Origin of the sequence: Pseudomonas sp. WAC2, assembly GCF_030403525.1 — a bacterium.
In the GTDB taxonomy this organism is placed as follows: domain Bacteria; phylum Pseudomonadota; class Gammaproteobacteria; order Pseudomonadales; family Pseudomonadaceae; genus Chryseomonas; species Chryseomonas luteola.
In genome coordinates this window covers 159,418-179,272 of sequence record NZ_JAUEPD010000006.1, presented here as the reverse complement: position 1 = coordinate 179,272, position 19,855 = coordinate 159,418, and the positions used below count along the sequence as shown (strand labels likewise).

The 19,855-nt window shown below is 56.9% G+C and carries 21 protein-coding genes; 9 read left to right on the top strand and 12 right to left on the bottom strand.

The window, feature by feature from the left end; all coding sequences use genetic code 11:
• Nucleotides 1-62 precede the first annotated feature (62 nt).
• Both QWJ10_RS14725 and QWJ10_RS14720 read left to right on the top strand, forming a co-directional pair.
• Nucleotides 63-1,154 carry a cobalt-precorrin-5B (C(1))-methyltransferase gene (locus QWJ10_RS14725; protein ID WP_122042742.1) on the top strand — a complete coding sequence of 364 codons (1,092 nt, stop codon included), beginning with the start codon at nucleotides 63-65 and terminating at the stop codon, nucleotides 1,152-1,154.
• A complete protein-coding gene (locus QWJ10_RS14720) occupies nucleotides 1,151-1,876 on the top strand; it encodes a cobalt-precorrin-6A reductase (RefSeq protein ID WP_289927524.1) in 726 nt (241 codons plus the stop codon). Before QWJ10_RS14725 ends, QWJ10_RS14720 begins: the two co-directional genes overlap by 4 nt.
• Here the strand turns inward: QWJ10_RS14720 and QWJ10_RS14715 are convergent, their stop codons facing one another.
• The 3 genes from QWJ10_RS14715 to QWJ10_RS14705 all read right to left on the bottom strand — a co-directional run bounded on the left by QWJ10_RS14715 (nucleotide 1,877) and on the right by QWJ10_RS14705 (nucleotide 4,232).
• Nucleotides 1,877-2,611, bottom strand: a complete 735-nt coding sequence (locus tag QWJ10_RS14715) for a ScpA family protein (protein ID WP_289927820.1) — start codon at nucleotides 2,609-2,611, stop codon at nucleotides 1,877-1,879.
• 119 nt (nucleotides 2,612-2,730) lie between these two features.
• Nucleotides 2,731-3,363, bottom strand: a complete 633-nt coding sequence (locus QWJ10_RS14710; protein ID WP_010798039.1) for an L-threonylcarbamoyladenylate synthase — start codon at nucleotides 3,361-3,363, stop codon at nucleotides 2,731-2,733.
• Nucleotides 3,360-4,232 (bottom strand): PHP domain-containing protein, encoded by an 873-nt coding sequence (locus QWJ10_RS14705; protein ID WP_010798038.1) that lies wholly within the window; start codon nucleotides 4,230-4,232, stop codon nucleotides 3,360-3,362. The genes QWJ10_RS14710 and QWJ10_RS14705 overlap by 4 nt, the downstream gene beginning before the upstream one ends.
• Before the next feature lie 62 nt (nucleotides 4,233-4,294).
• Here QWJ10_RS14705 and QWJ10_RS14700 point away from each other — a divergent pair, with 62 nt between their 5' ends.
• The 4 genes from QWJ10_RS14700 to QWJ10_RS14685 all read left to right on the top strand — a co-directional run bounded on the left by QWJ10_RS14700 (nucleotide 4,295) and on the right by QWJ10_RS14685 (nucleotide 7,608).
• Nucleotides 4,295-4,879, top strand: coding sequence for a septation protein A (locus QWJ10_RS14700; protein WP_150347566.1), 585 nt, complete (start codon nucleotides 4,295-4,297; stop codon nucleotides 4,877-4,879).
• Between the two features lie 78 nt (nucleotides 4,880-4,957).
• Nucleotides 4,958-5,635 carry a response regulator transcription factor gene (locus tag QWJ10_RS14695; protein ID WP_010798036.1) on the top strand — a complete coding sequence of 226 codons (678 nt, stop codon included), beginning with the start codon at nucleotides 4,958-4,960 and terminating at the stop codon, nucleotides 5,633-5,635.
• Between the two features lie 130 nt (nucleotides 5,636-5,765).
• Nucleotides 5,766-6,212, top strand: coding sequence for a hypothetical protein (locus QWJ10_RS14690; RefSeq protein ID WP_019365065.1), 447 nt, complete (start codon nucleotides 5,766-5,768; stop codon nucleotides 6,210-6,212).
• Between the two features lie 61 nt (nucleotides 6,213-6,273).
• On the top strand, nucleotides 6,274-7,608 hold the full coding sequence (locus QWJ10_RS14685) for a HAMP domain-containing sensor histidine kinase (protein WP_289927819.1): 1,335 nt from the start codon (nucleotides 6,274-6,276) through the stop codon (nucleotides 7,606-7,608).
• Here the strand turns inward: QWJ10_RS14685 and QWJ10_RS14680 are convergent.
• Nucleotides 7,589-8,149 (bottom strand): NAD(P)H nitroreductase, encoded by a 561-nt coding sequence (locus QWJ10_RS14680; RefSeq protein WP_289927517.1) that lies wholly within the window; start codon nucleotides 8,147-8,149, stop codon nucleotides 7,589-7,591. The two genes, QWJ10_RS14685 and QWJ10_RS14680, sit on opposite strands and share 20 nt — an antisense overlap.
• 224 nt (nucleotides 8,150-8,373) lie before the next feature.
• Here QWJ10_RS14680 and QWJ10_RS14675 point away from each other — a divergent pair, with 224 nt between their 5' ends.
• Entirely contained in the window at nucleotides 8,374-9,759 is a 1,386-nt protein-coding gene (locus QWJ10_RS14675; RefSeq protein ID WP_010798032.1) for an adenylate/guanylate cyclase domain-containing protein, read from the top strand.
• 31 nt (nucleotides 9,760-9,790) lie between these two features.
• On the opposite strand, the gene QWJ10_RS14670 is transcribed toward QWJ10_RS14675, so the two are convergent.
• The 3 genes from QWJ10_RS14670 to QWJ10_RS14660 all read right to left on the bottom strand — a co-directional run bounded on the left by QWJ10_RS14670 (nucleotide 9,791) and on the right by QWJ10_RS14660 (nucleotide 13,235).
• On the bottom strand, nucleotides 9,791-10,444 hold the full coding sequence (locus QWJ10_RS14670; RefSeq protein ID WP_289927515.1) for a thiopurine S-methyltransferase: 654 nt from the start codon (nucleotides 10,442-10,444) through the stop codon (nucleotides 9,791-9,793).
• Between the two features lie 94 nt (nucleotides 10,445-10,538).
• Nucleotides 10,539-12,233 (bottom strand): DEAD/DEAH box helicase, encoded by a 1,695-nt coding sequence (locus QWJ10_RS14665; RefSeq protein ID WP_230382133.1) that lies wholly within the window; start codon nucleotides 12,231-12,233, stop codon nucleotides 10,539-10,541.
• 252 nt (nucleotides 12,234-12,485) lie between these two features.
• Nucleotides 12,486-13,235 (bottom strand): spermidine synthase, encoded by a 750-nt coding sequence (locus tag QWJ10_RS14660; RefSeq protein ID WP_010798029.1) that lies wholly within the window; start codon nucleotides 13,233-13,235, stop codon nucleotides 12,486-12,488.
• A gap of 125 nt (nucleotides 13,236-13,360) precedes the next feature.
• On the opposite strand from QWJ10_RS14660, the gene QWJ10_RS14655 reads away from it, so the two are divergent.
• Nucleotides 13,361-14,707 (top strand): class II 3-deoxy-7-phosphoheptulonate synthase, encoded by a 1,347-nt coding sequence (locus QWJ10_RS14655; RefSeq protein WP_125887972.1) that lies wholly within the window; start codon nucleotides 13,361-13,363, stop codon nucleotides 14,705-14,707.
• Here QWJ10_RS14655 and QWJ10_RS14650 read toward each other — a convergent pair.
• Complete coding sequence (locus QWJ10_RS14650; RefSeq protein WP_289927509.1) at nucleotides 14,688-15,917, bottom strand: winged helix-turn-helix domain-containing protein; 1,230 nt, start codon at nucleotides 15,915-15,917, stop codon at nucleotides 14,688-14,690. The two genes, QWJ10_RS14655 and QWJ10_RS14650, sit on opposite strands and share 20 nt — an antisense overlap.
• A 52-nt stretch (nucleotides 15,918-15,969) precedes the next feature.
• Complete coding sequence (locus QWJ10_RS14645) at nucleotides 15,970-16,200, bottom strand: DUF1127 domain-containing protein (protein ID WP_010798026.1); 231 nt, start codon at nucleotides 16,198-16,200, stop codon at nucleotides 15,970-15,972.
• A 99-nt stretch (nucleotides 16,201-16,299) separates the two neighbouring features.
• Between QWJ10_RS14645 and QWJ10_RS14640 the strand changes: the two genes are divergently transcribed.
• Nucleotides 16,300-17,160: a LysR substrate-binding domain-containing protein gene (locus QWJ10_RS14640; protein ID WP_010798025.1), complete on the top strand. Its 861-nt coding sequence runs from the start codon at nucleotides 16,300-16,302 to the stop codon at nucleotides 17,158-17,160.
• Here the strand turns inward: QWJ10_RS14640 and QWJ10_RS14635 are convergent, their stop codons facing one another.
• From QWJ10_RS14635 to earP, 3 genes are all read right to left on the bottom strand, one after another.
• Nucleotides 17,161-17,907: a sulfite exporter TauE/SafE family protein gene (locus QWJ10_RS14635; RefSeq protein WP_150347574.1), complete on the bottom strand. Its 747-nt coding sequence runs from the start codon at nucleotides 17,905-17,907 to the stop codon at nucleotides 17,161-17,163. It lies immediately after the preceding gene.
• A 91-nt stretch (nucleotides 17,908-17,998) separates the two neighbouring features.
• Nucleotides 17,999-18,565, bottom strand: a complete 567-nt coding sequence (gene efp / locus QWJ10_RS14630) for an elongation factor P (RefSeq protein WP_010798023.1) — start codon at nucleotides 18,563-18,565, stop codon at nucleotides 17,999-18,001.
• Between the two features lie 30 nt (nucleotides 18,566-18,595).
• Nucleotides 18,596-19,744, bottom strand: a complete 1,149-nt coding sequence (earP, locus tag QWJ10_RS14625) for an elongation factor P maturation arginine rhamnosyltransferase EarP (protein ID WP_289927504.1) — start codon at nucleotides 19,742-19,744, stop codon at nucleotides 18,596-18,598.
• Between the last annotated feature and the right edge of the window lie 111 nt (nucleotides 19,745-19,855).

Genomic DNA, 19,855 nt, shown 5'->3' with positions numbered 1-19,855 from the left:
TTCGTCCATTCCAAACCTGACGCACTCATGTCAGTGGTGGGCTGAAGGACGCCTCAACGCCCATGCGCGAGGAATCTCCCGAGCGTAAAGGTCCGCTGCGCAGCGGCTTTACAACAGGCAGCTGCGCCACGGCCACAAGCCTGGCAGCGGCACGCCTGCTCTTGCGTGGCGAAACCTGTGACGCCTTGACTATCGACTTGCCCAAGGGCGGGAAAACCCTTCTGCTTCGCATCGAGCATTGCGAGCGTAGTGCTACGGGTGCCACCGCCTCGATCATCAAGGATGCTGGAGATGACCCGGACGTTACCCATGGCGCACGGGTTTTCGCTCAGGTCGAGCTGACGGCCGAGCCCGGTATTATCTTTCTAGCAGGTCCTGGTGTTGGCACAGTAACCCGACCAGGTCTGGTACTGGAGGTTGGTGAGCCCGCTATCAACCCGGTACCCCGGCAGATGATGCGCCACCATCTGGAGCGGCTCGCCCTTGAGGCTGGCTACCCTGGCGGGTTCCAAGTGACTATCAGCATTGAAAACGGTGAGGTATTGGCGCAAAAGACCATGAATGCCCGCCTGGGCATCCTGGGAGGGCTGTCGATTCTGGGTACCAGCGGCATCGTTCGTCCCTTTTCCTGCGCAGCCTATATCGCCTCAATTCAGCAGGCTATTGATGTTGCCCGCGCCAACGGGGAGTCTCACCTGGCTGCGTGTACCGGCAATGCCAGCGAGGCGGCCATGCGGACCCACTTCGGTCTGCCTGAAATTGCCTTGATCGAGATGGGAGATTTTGTCGGCGCGGTCTTAAAACATACTAAGCGCGTTCCAGTGCCACGACTGTCTCTCTGTGGCGGTTTTGGCAAGATCAGCAAATTGGCAGCCGGACACATGGATCTCCACAGCCGTAGCTCCAGCATAGACCTGCCCTGGCTGGCTGAGCAGGCGGCAGCTCTCGGCGCAGGCGCCACCTTGCAAGCGGCTATTGCTTCCTGCACTACCAGTCAACAGGCGCTCAAGCTTTCCCATGAGGCCGGTTTCCTCCTGGCTGACCATATCTGCCGACTCGCTCGTAATGTGGCGCTCAGTAAACTGCCCGCTGCCACGGCACTGGACGTTTTTGCCATCGACCGCGCCGGCAATCTGATGGGAAGCGCGTCTTGAAGAAAATTCTGCTGCTGGGCGGCACTCGCGAAGGTCTGCGCCTTGCCTATCAGCTTCCCGCTGATGCCATCTATAGCCTGGCTGGCCTGGGTCAGATACCCGATGACTTACCCTGCCGCTGCCACGTGGGTGGCTTTGGCGGTATCGATGGGCTGGTTCGTTTCATTCATGAACAACGAATTGATTTGCTGCTCGATCTAACCCATCCTTACGCTGAACAGATCAGCCGACATGCTCAGAAAGCCGCTAGACAAACAGGTACCCCATACTGGGTGCTGCATCGTTCGGCCTGGCATCCTTGTGCGGGTGATGACTGGCGGGAATGGCATCACTGGCCCGATCTGACGGCCCAGCTTTATCCCTTTGCCCGCGTCCTGATGGCGCTCGGACGAGAGCCGCTAACCCATATCGATGAGATACCCCCTCACCAGCATTGGTGGGTTCGCTGCCTGGTCACTTCGAAGCAGACTCGTTCCAACGTTACGCTCCTGAACGCACGAGGACCATTCCAGATAGAAGACGAATACACCTTGTTGAAAGATCAAGAGATCGAGGTGATTGTATGCAAGAACAGCGGCAGCAGCGCCACCGAGGCTAAACTGATCGCTGCGCGCGACTTGAAAATTCCTGTCCTGATGCGTGCTCGCCCCCCATTGCCACAGGCGGACCAGACATTTACTGCAATCGATTCCCTGATGACGGCGCTAGGCCTAGGCCAGTAGTCAGGACTGAGCAATATCTGCATCGGCAACAGGCGCATCTTCGCCTCGGGCCCGTACATGAATCGCTGCAAAGGGCTCGTTCTGTACCAACTCGATCAGCGATTCTTTTACCAACTCCAAGATAGCCATGAATGTCACCACCACACCTAAACGGCCTTCTTCGACGGTAAAAAAGGCAATAAAGGGTACGAACTGCCCCCCCTTGAGGCGTTCGAGCACATCGCTCATGCGCTCACGAGTCGATAAGACTTCCCGTGATACCTGATGGCTCTCGAAGAGATCCGCCCGCCGCATAACCTCACTCATGGCCAGCATCAGCTCGTTCAGACCCACATCCGGCAGGAGCTTGCGCGCCTTGGCGTCAGGTGCCGGTAAAGTAGGTACGGTAATGTCACGCCCTACCCGAGGCAAAGTATCTATATCCTCAGCAGCTTTTTTGAAGCGCTCGTACTCCTGCAACCGGCGAATCAATTCAGCTCGAGGGTCATCCTCTTCCTCTTCTACCTCCGAAGAGCGAGGCAGCAACATGCGCGACTTAATCTCCGCCAGCATGGCTGCCATGACCAGATACTCTGCAGCAAGCTCCAGACGAACCGATTTCATGAGTTCGACATAACCCATGTACTGCCGCGTGATCTCGGCCACTGGAATGTCAAGAATATCGATATTCTGTTTGCGGATCAGATAAAGCAGCAGGTCAAGCGGTCCCTCAAAGGCTTCGAGGAAGACCTCCAGCGCATCTGGCGGGATATACAAGTCCTGTGGCAGCTCGGTAAAAGCCTGCCCGTAAACCAGCGGTACTGCCGCCTCTATGCGTGCCGAAGGCTCGTTCACGTCAGGACTGCCTGGCTCGCTCATGCACGCTCACGCTCAAACGGCTCTGGATCACCAGCGCCAACACGTAGAACTTCCGGCTCGCTGTCGGTCAGGCTGACCACCGTAGAGGGCTCAAGTCCCCCCATTCCACCATCAATGATCAGGTCAACGAGATGGTCCAGCTGGTCTCTCATCTCATAAGGGTCGGATAGCGACTCTTTCTCGCCGGGCATGATAAGGCTGACACTCATCAGCGGCTCCCCCAGCTCTTCCAGAAGCGCCTGAGTAATTGGATGTTCGGGCACTCGCACACCAATGGTACGGCGCTTGGGATGCAGCAGAATGCGTGGCACCTCACGGGTGGCGTTGAGAATAAAGGTATAGGGCCCTGGCGTATGCGCCTTGATCAGTCGAAAGGTGCTCGTGTCGACCTTGGCATACAAACCAAGCTCGGAAAGATCGCGGCATACCAGAGTGAAGTTGTGCTTGTCGTCCAGCTGGCGAATTCGCCGGATGCGTTCTACGGCATTTTTCTCACCGATCCGACAGCCCAATGCATAGGACGAGTCGGTGGGATAGGCGATCACGCCGCCGCTTTGAATGATATCCACGGCTTGACGGATCAGCCTCGGCTGGGGATTTTGCGGATGTATCTCGATGTACTGGCTCACGTTGGCTCCTGACTGGCTGGGTAGATGGCATGGCCGAATCGTGCCCACAGCGGAGGCAGGTCTTCAGGGACCGGGCGGTACATGCCCAGGTCAGACCAGTCACTCGGTGTATGGAAATCACTTCCGGCACTGACCATCAGACCAAATTCACGCGCCAGAATTGCCAACATGCCAACCTGTTCGGCCGGTTGGACTCCATTGACTACCTCTAGGGCATGCCCACCGGCCATGATGAAGTCACCGATCAGCTTGCGCCGTTTAGTCCGTGTAAAGTCATAAGCCAATGGATGAGCCAGACTGATCCACGCCTTGGCCGCACGCAGGGTTGTGACTGTTTCCTCCAGGGTCGGCCAGTGCTGCTTGACATCACCGATCTTGCCTCCGCCCAGCCATTTGCGGAATGCTTCGCCCCTGTCCTTCACATAACCTGCCTGCACTAGAAACTCAGCGAAATGAGGGCGGGAAGGCGCATTACGGCTATCACCTAGCGCCTGCTGAATAGCCTGAGCACCTTCAAGCGCCCCCGGCATGCCCTTGGCAGCCAAACGTCGATCAATTTCTTCGGCCCGCGCCCAACGCCCCGTGTAAAGGGCCTCCAGCGCCTGCTTCAAGTCTGGAGAGTCGCTGTCAAAGCCGTAGCCCAATACATGGATGGTCGCGCCGCCCCAGGTACAGGAGAGTTCAACGCCTGTCAGCAACGTCAATCCCAGCTTATCGGCCGTCTGTCGCGCCTCGGCAAATCCTTCCAAGGTGTCATGATCGGTCAGGGCCAGTAACCGAACGCCCCGCTCATAGGCGCGTGCAACCACCTCGGCCGGGGCCAATGTCCCATCGGAAGCCGTACTGTGGCAGTGCAGATCGACACGCATCCTGGTTCCTCGTCTTGATTCGTCTGTTATTATGCCCGGATGTCTTGGCTCCGGCTGCTTAAATGAAACAACTTATCGATTTCATCCCCCTGCTTCTGTTCTTCATCGTCTTCAAGCTTGAACCTCGAACCGTCGAGTTCGCAGGTCATGCTTTCTCACTGGGCGGCATCTTTAGTGCAACAGCAGTTCTGATCATTGCGTCAGTCATCGTCTATGGCATCCTTTTCATCCAGCAGCGACGTCTGGAGAAAGGCCAATGGCTGACGCTGGTGGCCTGTCTGGTGTTTGGTGGCATGACCCTGGCGTTCCACAGCGAAACCTTCCTGAAATGGAAAGCGCCTGTGGTCAACTGGCTGTTTGCCCTGGCCTTCATCGGCAGTCATTTCATTGGTGACAAACCGCTGATCGAGCGGATGCTGGGCCATGCCATGACCCTGCCCCATGCGATCTGGGTACGCCTCAACATTGCCTGGATCATCTTCTTCTTGGTCTGCGGCTTTGCCAATTTGTTCGTCGCCTTTACGTTCGAGAGCATCTGGGTGGACTTCAAGGTGTTTGGCAGCCTGGGCATGACGCTGCTCTTCATGATTGGTCAGGGCATTTACCTGTCCAAGCATCTGCATGACAGCGACTCCAAGAAATCCTAGAACCGCTGAAGTCTTCATACAGCTGCCGGCCTGTCATACGTCGGTAGCCTGCTTCCGGTTCCCGACGAGCCTAACGTAATGAGCCAAATTCTTCTGATCGATGACGATCGTGAGCTTTGCGATCTGCTAAGTGCTTGGTTGCAGCAGGAAGGATTCGAAGTGCGCGCCAGCCACGATGGCGTGACTGCACGCCAGGAACTGGCTGCCCACACCCCTTCTGCAGTAGTACTGGACGTCATGCTGCCTGATGGAAGTGGTCTGGAGCTGCTCAAGCAGCTACGCAGCGACTACCCCGAGCTACCTGTCGTGATGCTGTCCGGCCGTGGCGAACCCCTGGATCGCATCCTGGGCCTGGAGCTGGGCGCGGATGACTATCTGGCCAAACCCTGCGACCCGCGAGAGCTGACTGCGCGCCTGCGCGCCGTTCTACGCCGCAGCCATCCGGCGCAGCCCGCAGCCCGTTTACAGCTGGGTGATCTGTCATTAAGCGTTGCCCGAGGCGTCGCTAACATCGGCGAGCACGAGGTCAACCTGACACTTACCGAGAGCCGCATTCTGGAAGCCCTGCTTCGCCAACCCAGTGACCCTCTCGATAAACAGGCTCTGGCCCAGATTGCCCTGGGACGTAAGCTTACGCTTTACGATCGCAGCCTCGACATGCATGTCAGCAATCTGCGCAAGAAACTGGGTGCCCATGCGGATGGCAGACCCCGCATCATGGCCATTAGAGGCCGCGGCTATTACTACAGTGAATAGCCGGCACGGTACTGACACAGTTTACTGACTGCGTATTTACCCAAGCTTTACCTTGATTGACGGCGCCTGACCTTGCCTCCGCTAAAGTGGACTCATCCGGTCGATACCGGCTCTCAAAAAGGAGAACCTTATGCGCAAGATGATTCCCGCCCTGCTGTTCGCTTCCCTGCTGCCTACTTTATCTTTTGCAGCGCCTGCGCCAGCCGATGACATGCCGCCGCCCCCGCCCGGCATGCATATGGACGGTTCCAAGGGACATCGCGACATGATGGGCGGCCCGTTCCGGGAACTTGATCTGACGCCTGAGCAGCACCGTACTATCGGTAAGCTGATGGGTCAGGAGATGCACGATCGCCAGGACATCATTCACAAGTACTTGGACAAGCTGCCAGAAAAAGAGCGCCAGGCCATGAAGGATGAGCTCAAGGCCAACCGCGAAAAGACGCAGAAGACCATTCGCGATCAGCTCACGCCTGATCAGCGCAAAAAGTTCGACGAGCTGGCCAAGAAGCAGGAACAGCGCAAAGCGGAATGGGCTGAATTCCAGCAGTGGAAGAAAGAACACAAATCCAATTGATGCCTAAAACTGCCCAGCCCAGCTGGGCAGTTTTCCATCCAAACCAGGGTTCCACATGGTATTGAGAACATTGTTCTGGCGAATATTCGGTACCTTCTGGCTGGCAATCCTGTCGGCAGTCGGCCTGACCATGCTCCTGGGGCATATTCTCGATCAGGACTCCTGGATCCTTTCTCGCCATCCCGGTCTTCAACAACTGCCCGCCAAGTGGGTCGAGCGCTACGAGCATGAAGGCGAGGATGCAGCCCAACGACTGCTTGAGCACCGTAAGCGCCGCTTTGGCGTCGACATACAGGTACTGGGCGAGAACGGGACGCCACTGGTGCCCGGCACCCTCCCCCCGCATGTCATGGAAATGGAAAAACGCGGCCCCAGAAGACCGCCGCCCTGGCGCCGGATTACTACGGAATATACCAGCAGCGAAAGCGGGCGCAGTTACCTGTTTATTTACCATATCCCACTGCCCGAGCTGAATGCCTGGCGGCGCGATTCAGTGCTCTTCCCTATCAGTGTATTGGTCATTGCCTTTGTGGTTCTGACGCTGTTCAGTCTGCTATTAACGCTGGCGATTACCCGACCCTTGAACCGCCTGCGCAGCGCTGTGCATGATCTGGGACGTACGGCCTATCAGCAGGACAGCCTTGCCAAGCTTTCTCGGCGAAGAGACGAGTTTGGCGTACTGGCGCAGGACTTCAACCGAATGGGCGACCGCCTGCAAAGTCTCATAGTCAGCCAGCGTCAACTGCTTCGAGACGTCTCTCACGAGTTACGCTCGCCTCTTGCCCGACTTCGCATTGCCCTTGCGCTGGCCGAGCGCGCGACCCCTGAAGATCGCGCCGCCATGTGGCCCAGGCTGGAACAGGAATGCAATCGTCTGGAAACGCTGATCGGTGAGATCCTGGCGCTGGCCCGCCTGGACGGCGAATCTGGCGACAGGGCAGACATCCCTCTGAATGCACTCATCGAACACCTGTGCGATGACGCTCAGCTGACCGCACCCGAGCAGCGGATCGAGGTAAATGTACCCGCCACCCTGATGCTGCACGGATGGCCTGATTTGCTCGAACGCGCCATCGATAACCTGATCCGTAATGCACTGCGCTTCAATCCACCTGAAACGCCTCTGGAAATTACAGCCCACCAGACCGGGGAAACACTAACTATCGCAGTGCGCGATCACGGCTCAGGGGTGGCGAATGAAGACCTACCACGGTTGGGCGAACCCTTTTATCGTGCGGCCAACCAGACGAGTCAGGGTTACGGCCTGGGCCTGGCCATCGCCCGGCGCGCGGTCGAGCGACATGGGGGAAAGCTCGTGTTCGCCAACCATCCCGAGGGTGGGTTCGTCGCCACACTGGAGCTTCCCGCAAGCCTGATTACGCCGGCCAAGTCTTGACGAATTGCTTCGTTTCCAACGCTACCGGCTTGCGCGGAGTAACGTCCGGCGTCCCCAGGTAAATGAAACCGACGATTTCCTCGTGAGCACCAATGCCCAGTCCTTCGCGTACGACAGGATCATGCGTGAGATCGCCGGAGCGCCATATAGCGCCTAACCCCATGGCATAAGCTGCCAACTCCAGACCGTGAGCGGCACATCCTGCTGCCAGGATCTGCTCCTGCGCAGGTACTTTAGGGTGCTCTTGAATGCAGGCCACAGCCACCACCAGCAAAGGCGCACGCATAGGCATGTTGCGCGCCTTGGCCAAGGCTTCGGGCGGACTCTCTGGGCGTTGAGCCAGAACCGCCCTTGAAAACAACTCGCCCAGCGCCTGGCGCCCTTCCCCCTGAATCGTCAGGAAGCGCCAGGGGCGCAACTGCTTATGATCGGGCGCCCTTAACGCGGCAGCAAAGAGGGTTTCCAATTGCTCTGCCGTAGGGGCGGGCTCGGTCAAGCGAGCAACGGAAACGCGGTTGAGCAGCACATCGAGTGCATCCATGAACACCTCTTTTCATCAAAACGATCGTTGTTGTACAGACCGGCTGAATTGTGCCATTACTCCATGCCAAACTTCTGCTCATCGGTAACAAGTAAAGACTTTGGACGAGAATAACGACCTCAGCTAAGATCGCGCTCGCCAGCGACGCTATTCTGGCACAGCTCTTTGCAAGACTTTTTGAGGGTTACTATGGCATCACTTTTTCTTCCAGATGGTTCGACTCTATGAAGTTTCTGACCCATCGACACGCCAACAGCCCATCCGAGTACCTAGGCGAATACTATTCTCGCGCATTGGCCTATCTTGCCCTGGCAGCTACCATTGCCGCAGGCGCCTATGCCCACCACTTCGCATACAACATTTTGTGGCTGGTGCCTTACACGCTGCTGTATCCCCATGTGGCTCAACAGGTCAGCATACGCTTCCGCCGCAACCGCAACCAGGAAACCGACCTGATCCTGCTGTTCATCGACTCGGTGCATGCGGGTATCAGCATTCTGCTGCTGGGCTTTTCGCTGGTACCCAGCTTCATGGTCCTGCTGCTATTGACGTTTACCTCCCTGCTGATGGGAGGGGGTCGCTATGCTGCTATTGCATTGCTGACAGCCTTCAGCGCTCTACTGGCGACCAGTGCGGTCGCGCTGGAGCACATCGAACCGCACACACCGCTTCTGGTTACCTTTGTCAGTATCGTAGGCACCAGTCTGCACCTCTGCATGACAGCGTACTTCATGTATGAACAGCGGCTTCGCCTGCGCCAGGCGCAGGAAGAACTCAAGCTTGAACATGAAAAAGCCGCGAACCTGGCCCACAATCTTTCCAAGTACCTACCTTCTCAAGTATGGGAGTCGATCTTTACCGGCAAAAAGAACGTCATTCTGGAGACCCAGCGTAAAAAGCTCACCGTGTTCTTTTCCGACATCAAAGGGTTTACGGAGCTGTCCGAAGAGCTTGAAGCCGAAGCGCTGACGGACATGCTCAACAACTACCTCAACGAGATGTCGAAAATTGCCATCAAGTACGGTGGTACGATCGACAAATTCGTAGGGGACTGCGTCATGGTGTTCTTTGGTGATCCCAATACCCAAGGCGCGAAGAAGGACGCGGTTGCAGCGGTATCCATGGCCATCGCCATGCGCAAGCACATGAAAGTTCTCAGGCAGCAGTGGCGTAGCCAGGGCATTACCAAGCCTCTGGAAATCCGAATGGGCCTCAATACGGGTTACTGCACGGTCGGTAACTTCGGTGCCAGCACACGGATGGACTACACGATCATCGGCCGTGAAGTAAACCTTGCCAGCCGGCTTGAAAGTGCGGCCGATGCCGGGGAAATTCTGATCAGCCATGAGACCTACTCGTTGATCAAGGACGTCATCATGTGCCGGGATAAAAGCCAGATCAGCGTAAAGGGCTTCAGCCGCCCGGTTCAGATCTATCAGGTCGTGGATTTCCGCCGTGATCTGGGCGCTTCACCCAGTTACATGGAGCATGAAGCCCCAGGCTTTTCCATGTACCTGGATACCAATAGCATCCAGAACTATGACAAGGAAAAAGTCATCCAGGCCTTGCAGCAGGCTGCTGAAAAGCTGCGAGACAAAGTCATTCTCTGACTCAGGGGCAGCGCATTGCTGCCCCCCTTTCCTACCGACTGATTCGGTACACCACCTCATCAAGCCGGATCACCCTCTGCCGGGCGAATTTGGCGTTTTCCGCCAGTACATCATTGCGCTCCAGACAGGTCAGCCCCCAAGCAGAGCCATATAAGGCATGGAGTTCGTGCTCTGACACTGAAAACGGCGGGCCCGCGCGCTGGTCCTGGTCATATTCAAGAGTTACGAGGAGTCCCTTCGCCTTGGCTGGCATAAGCCTGCCCATTTGCTTAACGTAAGAAGGTCTCATGTTTTCCGGCAAGGCAATTAAAGCTGCTCGGTCATAGAAGCCAGCGCATGCCGCCACTTGCTCTGCGCCTACCTTGAAGAAATCACCTTGCACAATTTCATAAGGTCCCGCCTTGTAGAGCACCAGATCACCGCGCTTTTCCTGCATCGGGCTTAGTCCCTGCTCGGCAAAGAATGACTCGACCGCCACCTGGGAGAGTTCAATGCCCACGACCTGATAGCCCTGCTCTGCCAGCCAGACCATATCCATTGTTTTTCCACAAAGCGGAACCAGTACGCGCGACCCGGCAGCTAGCTCCAGTGACGCCCAGTTTCGTGTGAGATAAGCACTGACTTCAGGCACGTGAAAACCGATCTCGTTGCGCTCCCACTTGGATATCCAGAATGCTGCTTCCACATGACCTCCTTGCTGATAACTAGACAGTAGGCATCCAACACCCGAAAACAAAAAGCCCCGGCACAAGGCCAGGGCTTTTTGCAGATCACACTGCTTAGTCTTCGCGATAACGACGCAGACGCAGCGGCTTGCCACCTACACGCGTATCTTTCAGACGATTCAGCAGCCCTTCAAGTCCCTCTTCCGGCAACTCGATCAGGCTGAAGGATTCACGGATCTGAATACGACCAATCGCCTCGCGTTGAACGCCACCCTCATTAAGGATAGCACCCAGCAGGTTTTTGGCAGCGATGCCATCACGTGCACCAAGGGCTGTACGGCAACGCACGCGACCCTCCGGCAGTGGCGCCATCGGACGACGATCACGTGGCTCGCCACGCTCACTGCGACCACCACTGCTCTGACGCTCGCCACGATCGGAGCGAGGCGCCGGTGTCAGCGGCTGCTCACGGCGAACCGTGTCGATATCCAGCGCACGGCCAGCAGTCAGCTTGGCCAATACCGCAGCGGCCAATGTTGTCGGATCACACTGCAGACGCTCGCACAGCTCGTCACGCAGCGCACCGCGGTTTTCTTCTGCGTCCGCGAGTAGCGCACCCAGACTGTCCGCCAGGCGGGAAATGCGGGCTTCCAGTACCGCTTCGGCATCAGGCAGGCGAATCTCGCCAACCTTCTGACCTGTTACACGCTCGATGACCTGCAGCATGCGACGCTCACGCGGCGTTACTAGCAGCAGCGCACGACCTTCACGACCGGCACGACCTGTACGACCGATACGGTGTACGTAGGACTCTGGGTCATAGGGCATGTCGATGTTCAGTACGTGCGTGATACGAGACACGTCCAGACCCCGCGCAGCAACGTCTGTTGCAACCACGATATCCAGCGATCCGTCCTTGAGCGACTCGATTACTTTTTCTCGCTGAGCCTGGGGCATGTCGCCGTTCAAGGCACTGACGCGATAGCCTTGACGCTCGAGCATTTCAGCCATGTCCAGCGTGGCTTGCTTGGTACGCACGAAAGCAATCAGGGCATCGAAGTTTTCCACTTCCAGCAGACGCAGCACGGAGGCTGGCTTCTGATCAGCGTGAACCATCAGGTGAGCCTGTTCGATACGGGCAACTGTCTGGGTCTTGGCTGCAATGCGGATGTGCTTGGGCTCTTTCAGATGACGCTCGGCGATCGCACGGATCGACGGCGGCAGCGTAGCGGAGAACAGCACGGTCTGACGCGACTCAGGCATCGCTTCGAAAATGAATTCGAGATCGTCCATGAAGCCCAGCTTGAGCATTTCATCCGCCTCGTCGAGTACAAGACGTCCAACAGTGGACAGTATCTTGTCATCCCGACGAAGGTGATCACACAGGCGGCCCGGCGTAGCAACCAGAACCTGAGCGCCCAAACGCAGCGTACGCAGTTGTGGGCCCATGGGCGCGCCACCGTATAAAGCAACGACCTTAACGCCCGGCATTTCTGTTGAGTAGGTTTCGCAGGCTGTTGCCACTTGCAGGGCCAGCTCACGGGTTGGCACCAATATCAGGACCTGTGGCTCACGGCGAGCAGGGTCGATACGGGACAGCAACGGAAGCGCAAAAGCGGCTGTCTTGCCAGTACCCGTTTGAGCCTGGCCGATCATGTCGTGGCCAGCCAGAATGACTGGAATCGACTGGGCCTGAATAGGAGAAGGTTCTTCGTAGCCAACGGACTTGATTGCCGCCAGTACGTTAGGATTAAGATCGAGAGCGGCGAAACCGCCGATTTCCTGGGTCATTGTCTTGCCTCTGTACATCGCAAAGACCCAAGACCTAGTGCTGCTAATTTCCGATAGACCGAAGTCACCCAGGCAGACGAGGTGAGGATTTGCGAATGAGTAAATTACGTGGTGTTACATCTGGAATAGTTCGCACTGCAAGGCTATGGCCGGTGCGAACCGGGAAAATGCAGTTCCTGAACGGAAAGGTCTGAAAAGACCGAGGCGTATCATACCGGAAAACTCAGGATTAGCCCAGCCTTTCTCAAAAATGCTTTCAAGGCTAAGCATTTAGCTCGCCGGACGAATCAGATCGACCAGATGGCCCAGTGAGTAACCAGTCTTCTCCTCCATGGCACCGACACGTACCGACAGTCCGCTCCGGTCCAGGGTTTGCTCGAAGCTGGCCGGCACCAGAATGATGACATTGCCCTCAGGCACCGGGCACTCCCAATAGTGGTGCCTGAACATGCCGCGCAGGAATGCAGATCCCAGGGGCTTGTCGTCGGTACTGCTCCACTGGTTGATGATGAGCCAGCCACCAGGATTGAGGCGGCTCTGGCAGCCTGTCAGAAACCCCCATGCCAAGTGAGCGGCTGAGGGGCCTACATCCGTATAGAGGTCGACGAAAATCAGATCGGCTGGCTCGCAGCTGTCCAGCAGATCCATCGCATCGCCAATGCGGATATGCAGGCGCGGATCGTCACCAAGACCGAAATACTGTCGAGCCAGCGGCGGTACCGCTTCGCGCAGCTCGATTGCCTCGACATCCTGCAATGGCAGATGATCAAGGCAGGCACGCGTCAGTGTTCCGGCACCCAAGCCCATGAATACCGCCCGCCGTGGTTCAGGATGGCAAAGCGCGCCCATCAGCATGGCCCGGCCATACTCATATTCCAGCCAGCCGGGATTGGCAGTCGATACGCAACTCTGCTCGATTTCGTCTCCAAACTCGAGAAAGCGGTATTCCCCTGCTTCCACGACTCGAATACGACCATGTTCGTCGTGTACTTCCGCCAGTAACCGCTCCTGAGTATCCATGTCGACTCCTTTATACAGAGCACACCATCTTAGGCAGACTGATATAGCACGTCTATCAGCGCCAAAGGCTGTTAATCGGTTAACATGCCTGCCCGATTGGATAATCCGTAAAGCAAGTAGCCATCATGACTCAACCTTGGAGCCCTGACAGCTGGAGAGCACTGCCCATCCAGCAACAACCCGTCTACCCCGATGCCAAGCGTTTAAACGACGTCGAGCGTACTCTGGCCGGTTTTCCACCGCTTGTATTTGCAGGTGAAGCCCGTGAATTGCGTCGCCAGTTTGCCGAAGTTACCCATGGCCGGGCGTTTCTGCTTCAGGGCGGTGACTGCGCGGAGAGCTTTGCGGAGTTCTCCGCCGGCAAGATTCGCGATACGTTCAAGGTGCTGCTACAGATGGCCGTGGTGATGACCTTTGCCGCCGGGTGCCCTGTGGTCAAGGTGGGTCGCATGGCCGGCCAGTTCGCCAAGCCTCGCTCTTCAGGTGAAGAAACCCAGGATGGCGTCACGCTGCCAGCCTATCGCGGCGACATCGTCAATGGCATCACCTTTGATGAAGCCAACCGCGTACCGGATCCTCAGCGTCTGCTGCAGGCCTATCACCAGGCGACGGCAACCCTGAATCTGTTGCGTGCCTTCGCCCAGGGCGGCTTTGCCGACTTGCATCAGGTACATAAATGGAACCTAGACTTCATTGCGAACTCGGCTTTGGCCGAGCGCTACCATCAACTGGCGGACCGTATTGACGAAACTCTCGCTTTCATGCGTGCCTGCGGACTGGAAAGCGCACCGCAGCTTAAGGAAACCAGCTTCTTTACCGCTCACGAAGCCCTGCTACTCAATTATGAAGAGGCGTTTGTCCGTCGTGACAGCCTGACGGGTGACTGGTATGACTGCTCTGCGCACATGCTCTGGATAGGCGACCGTACCCGCCAGCCCGACGGCGCGCATGTGGAGTTCCTGCGGGGTGTCAATAACCCGATCGGCGTAAAGGTTGGACCGACGACATCAACGGAAGACCTGATACGCCTCATCGATACGCTGAACCCGGACAACGATCCTGGCCGTCTGAATTTGATCGTACGGATGGGTGCCAACAAGGTGGGTGATCACCTGCCTCGCCTGATTCAGGCTGTACAAAAAGAGGGCCGCCTGGTGCTCTGGAGTTCGGACCCGATGCATGGCAACACGATCAAGGCCTCCAGTGGCTACAAGACACGTGACTTTGCCAGCGTTCTATCGGAAGTTCGCGAGTTCTTCCAGGTGCATCAAGCTGAAGGCAGTTACGCGGGCGGCATTCACATCGAGATGACCGGCCAGAACGTGACTGAGTGCATTGGGGGTGCGCGACCTATTACCGAGGCCGGCCTGTGCGACCGTTACCATACCCATTGTGACCCACGTCTGAATGCCGACCAGTCTCTGGAACTGGCCTTCATGATTGCGGAAACCCTCAAGCAGGTCCGCCGCTGACCTCAGCCAGTGGTGCCTTGAGCACCGCTGCACTGCCATGCAGACTGATCTCCGCCAAGCCAAGCCAGTTGGCCAACTGGCGGAGATTGGTTGCCAGCGAATGACCAGCCTCCTCGCTCAAGTGTCCCTCCTCACCATGCAGGGCATGTACCGCCAACCGGTCATGGGCGCGCTCAGCCCGTAGATCTACCCGTGCAACCAGGCGCTCATTGAAGAGAAAAGGCAAGACATAGTAGCCATACACTCGCTTATGAGCAGGCGTATAGAGCTCCAGCCGATACTTGAAATTGAACAATCGCTCCGTACGGGCGCGCTCCCAAATGAGCGAGTCAAAAGGTGATAACAGCGCGCTCACGTGTCGCGCGCGCAGGGATTGCTGCGGCTCGCCAAGGCTAAAGGCCGGCTTTTTCCAGCCCTCTACAGTCAGCATCAGCAGCTCGCCGGATTCTACCAATTCTGCGATACGCACCTTGGCATCAGCAGGATCGAGCCGGTAATAATCTCGTAGGTCCTTTTCGGTCGCCACCCCCATGGCTGCTGCGCTTCGGCGGATCAACTCGCGCTGGGCCTCCGCCTCACTCAGTAGCGGTTTTTCTCGTATGGCCTTTGGGATCACCCTTTCAGGCAGATCGTATAGACGTTCAAAGCCACGCCTGCCTGCCACCGTTACTTCTCCAGCCGCAAATAACCATTCGAGTGCCTTTTTTTCGACGCTCCAGTCCCACCAGGGTCCCGCCTTGCCGACTCGGGTCGTCAGGCTTCCCGCGCCAAGCGCGCCCCGTTCCCGTACCGCCTGTAGCACCGCTTCAATCACGGCGCGCTGCTCACGCCCAACCCGTGCCAGCTCCCGATAGATGCCTCGCCCCTGAGCGGCCCGCTCCATACGCCAGCGCATCAGCGGATAATCCTCCATAGGCATCAGGGAGGCTTCATGCCCCCAACACTCGAAGAGCTGGTGCGGTTTATCCAATGACCATGCCATCTCATCCAGAAGTTTTCGGGGATAGAACCCAAGCCGTGAAAATAATGGAAGGTAATGTGACCGCACGAGCGCATTGACCGAGTCGATCTGCAGGATGCACAAGCGCTTCATTAACGCTTCGATATGCCGATGCCGCACCTCGCCCCTGGGCTTGAAGCCGTAAAAGCCTTGGGCCGTCAGGGCGAGTCGGCGAGCCTCTTTCAACGACAGGGACAAAGGGACAGACATGATGAATTCCAAGGGCCAGGTACGGACACCCTAGTCAACCCTCTGCCAGACATCAACGTGAAAACGGTCCCTCCCAGAACCATTTGGAACCCTCCCGCTCTGCATCCGCCCGGCTCAAGCCCAGATCCTTCAAGGCGTCATCACTTAACATCGCCAGGGTTTGGCGTTGCCTGGCCTGCTCACGCCAAGCCCTGATGACTCCATGTGTTTTCTGCCAGAACAAGAGAGCCGATATTTTGCGGCGCGCACTATCGAAAGCCTGGATAACCTCATGAGCGTTCATACTGATACCTCCTCTTCATGTAGTGGCATCATTCTTGGCCCGCGTCTAAGATCAATCCAACGAATAGTTCTGATGCCTTGCATTCAGGAGATTGATGCTTTGAGCCTTTTCCCCAGCATTGACAGTGAACTCTTGCGCACCTTTATCGCCATTGCTGACAGCGGTGGCTTCACGCGTGCGGCCGAGGTCGTCAACCGAACCCAATCTGCCGTTAGCATGCAGATGAAACGTCTCGAGGAGGATATCGTTCAACGTCAGCTGTTCGATCGAGAGGGACGCCAGGTTCGCCTCACGGCTGAGGGTCAGGTGCTGCTGGGATACGCTCGCCGTATCATGGCGTTGCACAGTGAAGTGCTGAATACGTTACGCGAGCCCCATATGGTAGGTACCGTTCGCATCGGGACTCCCGATGATTACGTTATGCGCTTTCTGCCCGGCATTCTGTCACGCTTTGCTCAGGCCTATCCGCTTGTGCAAGTCGAAGTTCAGTGCGAGACATCAGCGCAGCTGTTGCAGCGGCATGACCTTGATCTGAGCATCGTGACCTGCGAGCCCGGCCACGAAATCGGTCAGTTCCTTAGAGAAGAACCCGTTCGCTGGATGCAGGCCATTGGCAGCTCCGCTCTTGAGCGAAGCCCGTTGCCTGTAGCGGTCTTCAATCATGGCTGTTTTTGCCGTCTATGGATGTGCAATGCCCTGGAGACAGCGGGCATCGATTACCGGGTTGCCTATAGCAGCCACAGCCTGTCGGCCATCCTGGCCATGACCGGCACCGGCCTTGCCGTAACCGCGCAATTGCACAGCCTGGCTACGCCAGAACTGGAAATCATCAACGAGGAAGAGGCCGGTCTGCCCCGCCTGCCCTCCGCCCGGATCATGCTGGTTCGTAATTCGAACACTGAGTCCCAGGTTACGGAGGCCTTCGCAAACTTCATTGTCGAAGGCTTCCGTCTTGGCTGATCATTTGAGCGCAAGCAATATGGCGCATACCAGAAGAAAACCACAAAACAGCCCACGCAGCAGACGCTCCGGCAAGGCGTGGGCCATTCTTACACCCCACCCGACGCTGAAGAAACCACCGATTGCCAGTGGTATGCCAATAAGCCAGTCGACCTCATGGTGAATCGCATAGGTTGCCAGCGTAATGCTGGTGGCCGGGAGCGCCATGGTTAGCGAGAGCCCCTGCGCTACGACCTGGGACAAGCCGAAGACACTCGTCAACATGGGGGTCGCAATCACCGCGCCGCCTACGCCGAAGAGACCTCCTACCAGACCGGCAAACACGCCCAGCACTGCCAACCAGGCGACTCCAGGTGGATTGGTCACCGTATGGCTCTTCATGCGCAGCTGCCAGAGATTGTAGGCCACAAGAAACAGCAGGAAGACTACAAAGCCTTTTCTCATCAGGTTTGCATCCAGCCCTACCGCCAGCATCGCCCCTGCAATGGCTGACAGGATACCCGCTCCCGAGAGAATACCTGCACGGCGCCAATCGATGCGATTGCGTTGGTTGTACTTGATGATTGACACCAGCACATTAGGAACGACCATGACCAACGCTGTGCCTTGTGCCAACTGCTGATCGAGCCCGAAGAGCAGCCCCAGCACAGGGATCGCAATCAGACCACCCCCAATTCCAAAAAGACCACCCACTACGCCCAGAACACTACCCAGCAGGATATCAAGCACAATCGCCGTTACATCCATACATCATCCTGTCCATCACTGTGCTTTGGGCCAACGAAACACGGCCCACAAAAAAGCCCGGCATCAGCCGGGCTCTTGTGACACTCGCCGATCAAACCTTGGCGCGTGACTTGTACTCGTTGGTACGAGTATCGATTTCGATATGGTCGCCGATATCGCAGAACTCGGAAACTTTCAGCTCGAAACCGGTGTTCAGACGAGCAGTCTTCATCACCTTGCCAGACGTATCACCACGAACAGCCGGCTCGGTGTAAGCGATCTGACGAACGATAGTGGTCGGCATCTCGATGGAAATTACACGATCATTGTAGAAAACAGCTTCGCAGACGTCAGTCATGCCGTCTTCGATGTAGTTAACCGCATCGCCCAGGTCGTCTTTTTCGATCTCGTACTGGTTGTATTCATTGTCCATGAACACGTACAGCGGATCGGCGAAGTAGGAGTAGGTTACTTCCTTGCGATCCAGAATGACTGGTTCCAGCTTGTCGTCAGCACGGAATACCGTTTCGGTACTGCTGCCGGAAAGCAGGCTCTTCAGCTTCATCTTGACCACTGCAGCGTTACGGCCGGACTTGTTGTACTCAGCCTTCTGGATGACCCAGGGAGCGTTGTCGATCATGGCCACTTGGCCGGCACGGAACTCTTGTGCGGTTTTCATGCGGTTATCCGTTTGGAAGAAGATAGAAAATCAAGCGCCGTATAATAGCCGCTCTGTATGGAATTGTACTAGCGTTGACGCCAAGTCATTGAGTTCACTCTGTCGGGCACACCAGTTTTCCGCATGAGCGGTCATTTCGGCTTCATGTTTTGACCATTCACGCCAGGCCTGCCCAAGAGATCCTTCTCCGTTCCATGCGTGCCATAGCGTACGCGTAGCTATCTGCGCAGCCGGGCTTGCTCCGACGAGATACCGGTCCAGGAACGCATCCAGCTTGAGCATATGGGCACGCTCTTCCTGCGGATAGATATGCCAGATAAAGGGTCGACCAGCCCACTGCGCTCGAATGAATGACTCCTCGCCCCGTGCAGCATTGAAGTCGCAGCACCATAAGAGCAGGTCATAGTCATCCTGCTGGCGGAACGGAACAATGCAGAGCCGCAATGCGCCTCGGTGATATTCCTCGCCTGCCTTTAACGCTTCAGCCTCCAGCCACTGGGACACGTTGCTTAATACACGGCCTTCAGGAATGAGCAGCAAGGTGGGCTTAGCGCCCTGGGCTAGTTCATCCAACCACTCCGATAGTGCTGGAATCTCATAGCTGAATAATGAAAGGATGCGCTCGCTAGGCGTCTGGGTAACGCCCAGGGCAGCCAGAAACTGTGCCCGTGCGTCAGTAGACGCCTGAAAGTGCAAACGCTTATCGAGCAGGTCCTGCTCTCTGAGCAGCCCTCCCGTTCCCTGAGTGAAGCCGGGAAAGAAAAAGTATTTCTGCATCCCCTGCTGCGGCGATGGAAGGCGATGGCAGCTCTCCACCCAGGCTTCGGCGCTTAGGTATTCAAGGTTGATCCAGAGGGGATGGGAGGCACGTCGAACCATTGCGTCGATGTAGGGAGCCGGCAATGGACAGCCAAACGCTTCGACAACGACATCTGCCGGAATGACATCGTCGGGCCATACGGCTGTCCACCGATGCACTTCGACGCCCAGATGACGCTGGACAGGATCATTACTAATGCCTGCGGCTGGATGAATACGTGCAAAGGACGACCAATCATCCACCCACAAGCGTACCTGCTGACCATGCTCGGCTACCAGCTGACGCGCAAGGCGCCATGTCACACCAATGTCGCCATAATTATCGACGACACTGCAAAAGATATCCCACGAAGCGTTCATTCACCCTCACTGCTCAGCGGATGACGCACTCAGCGTCACAACCGGACGGCATTTAGCCAGACACAGCGCTCAGGTCAACCAGAAATGAGGGAAACAGACAGATGCTATCAA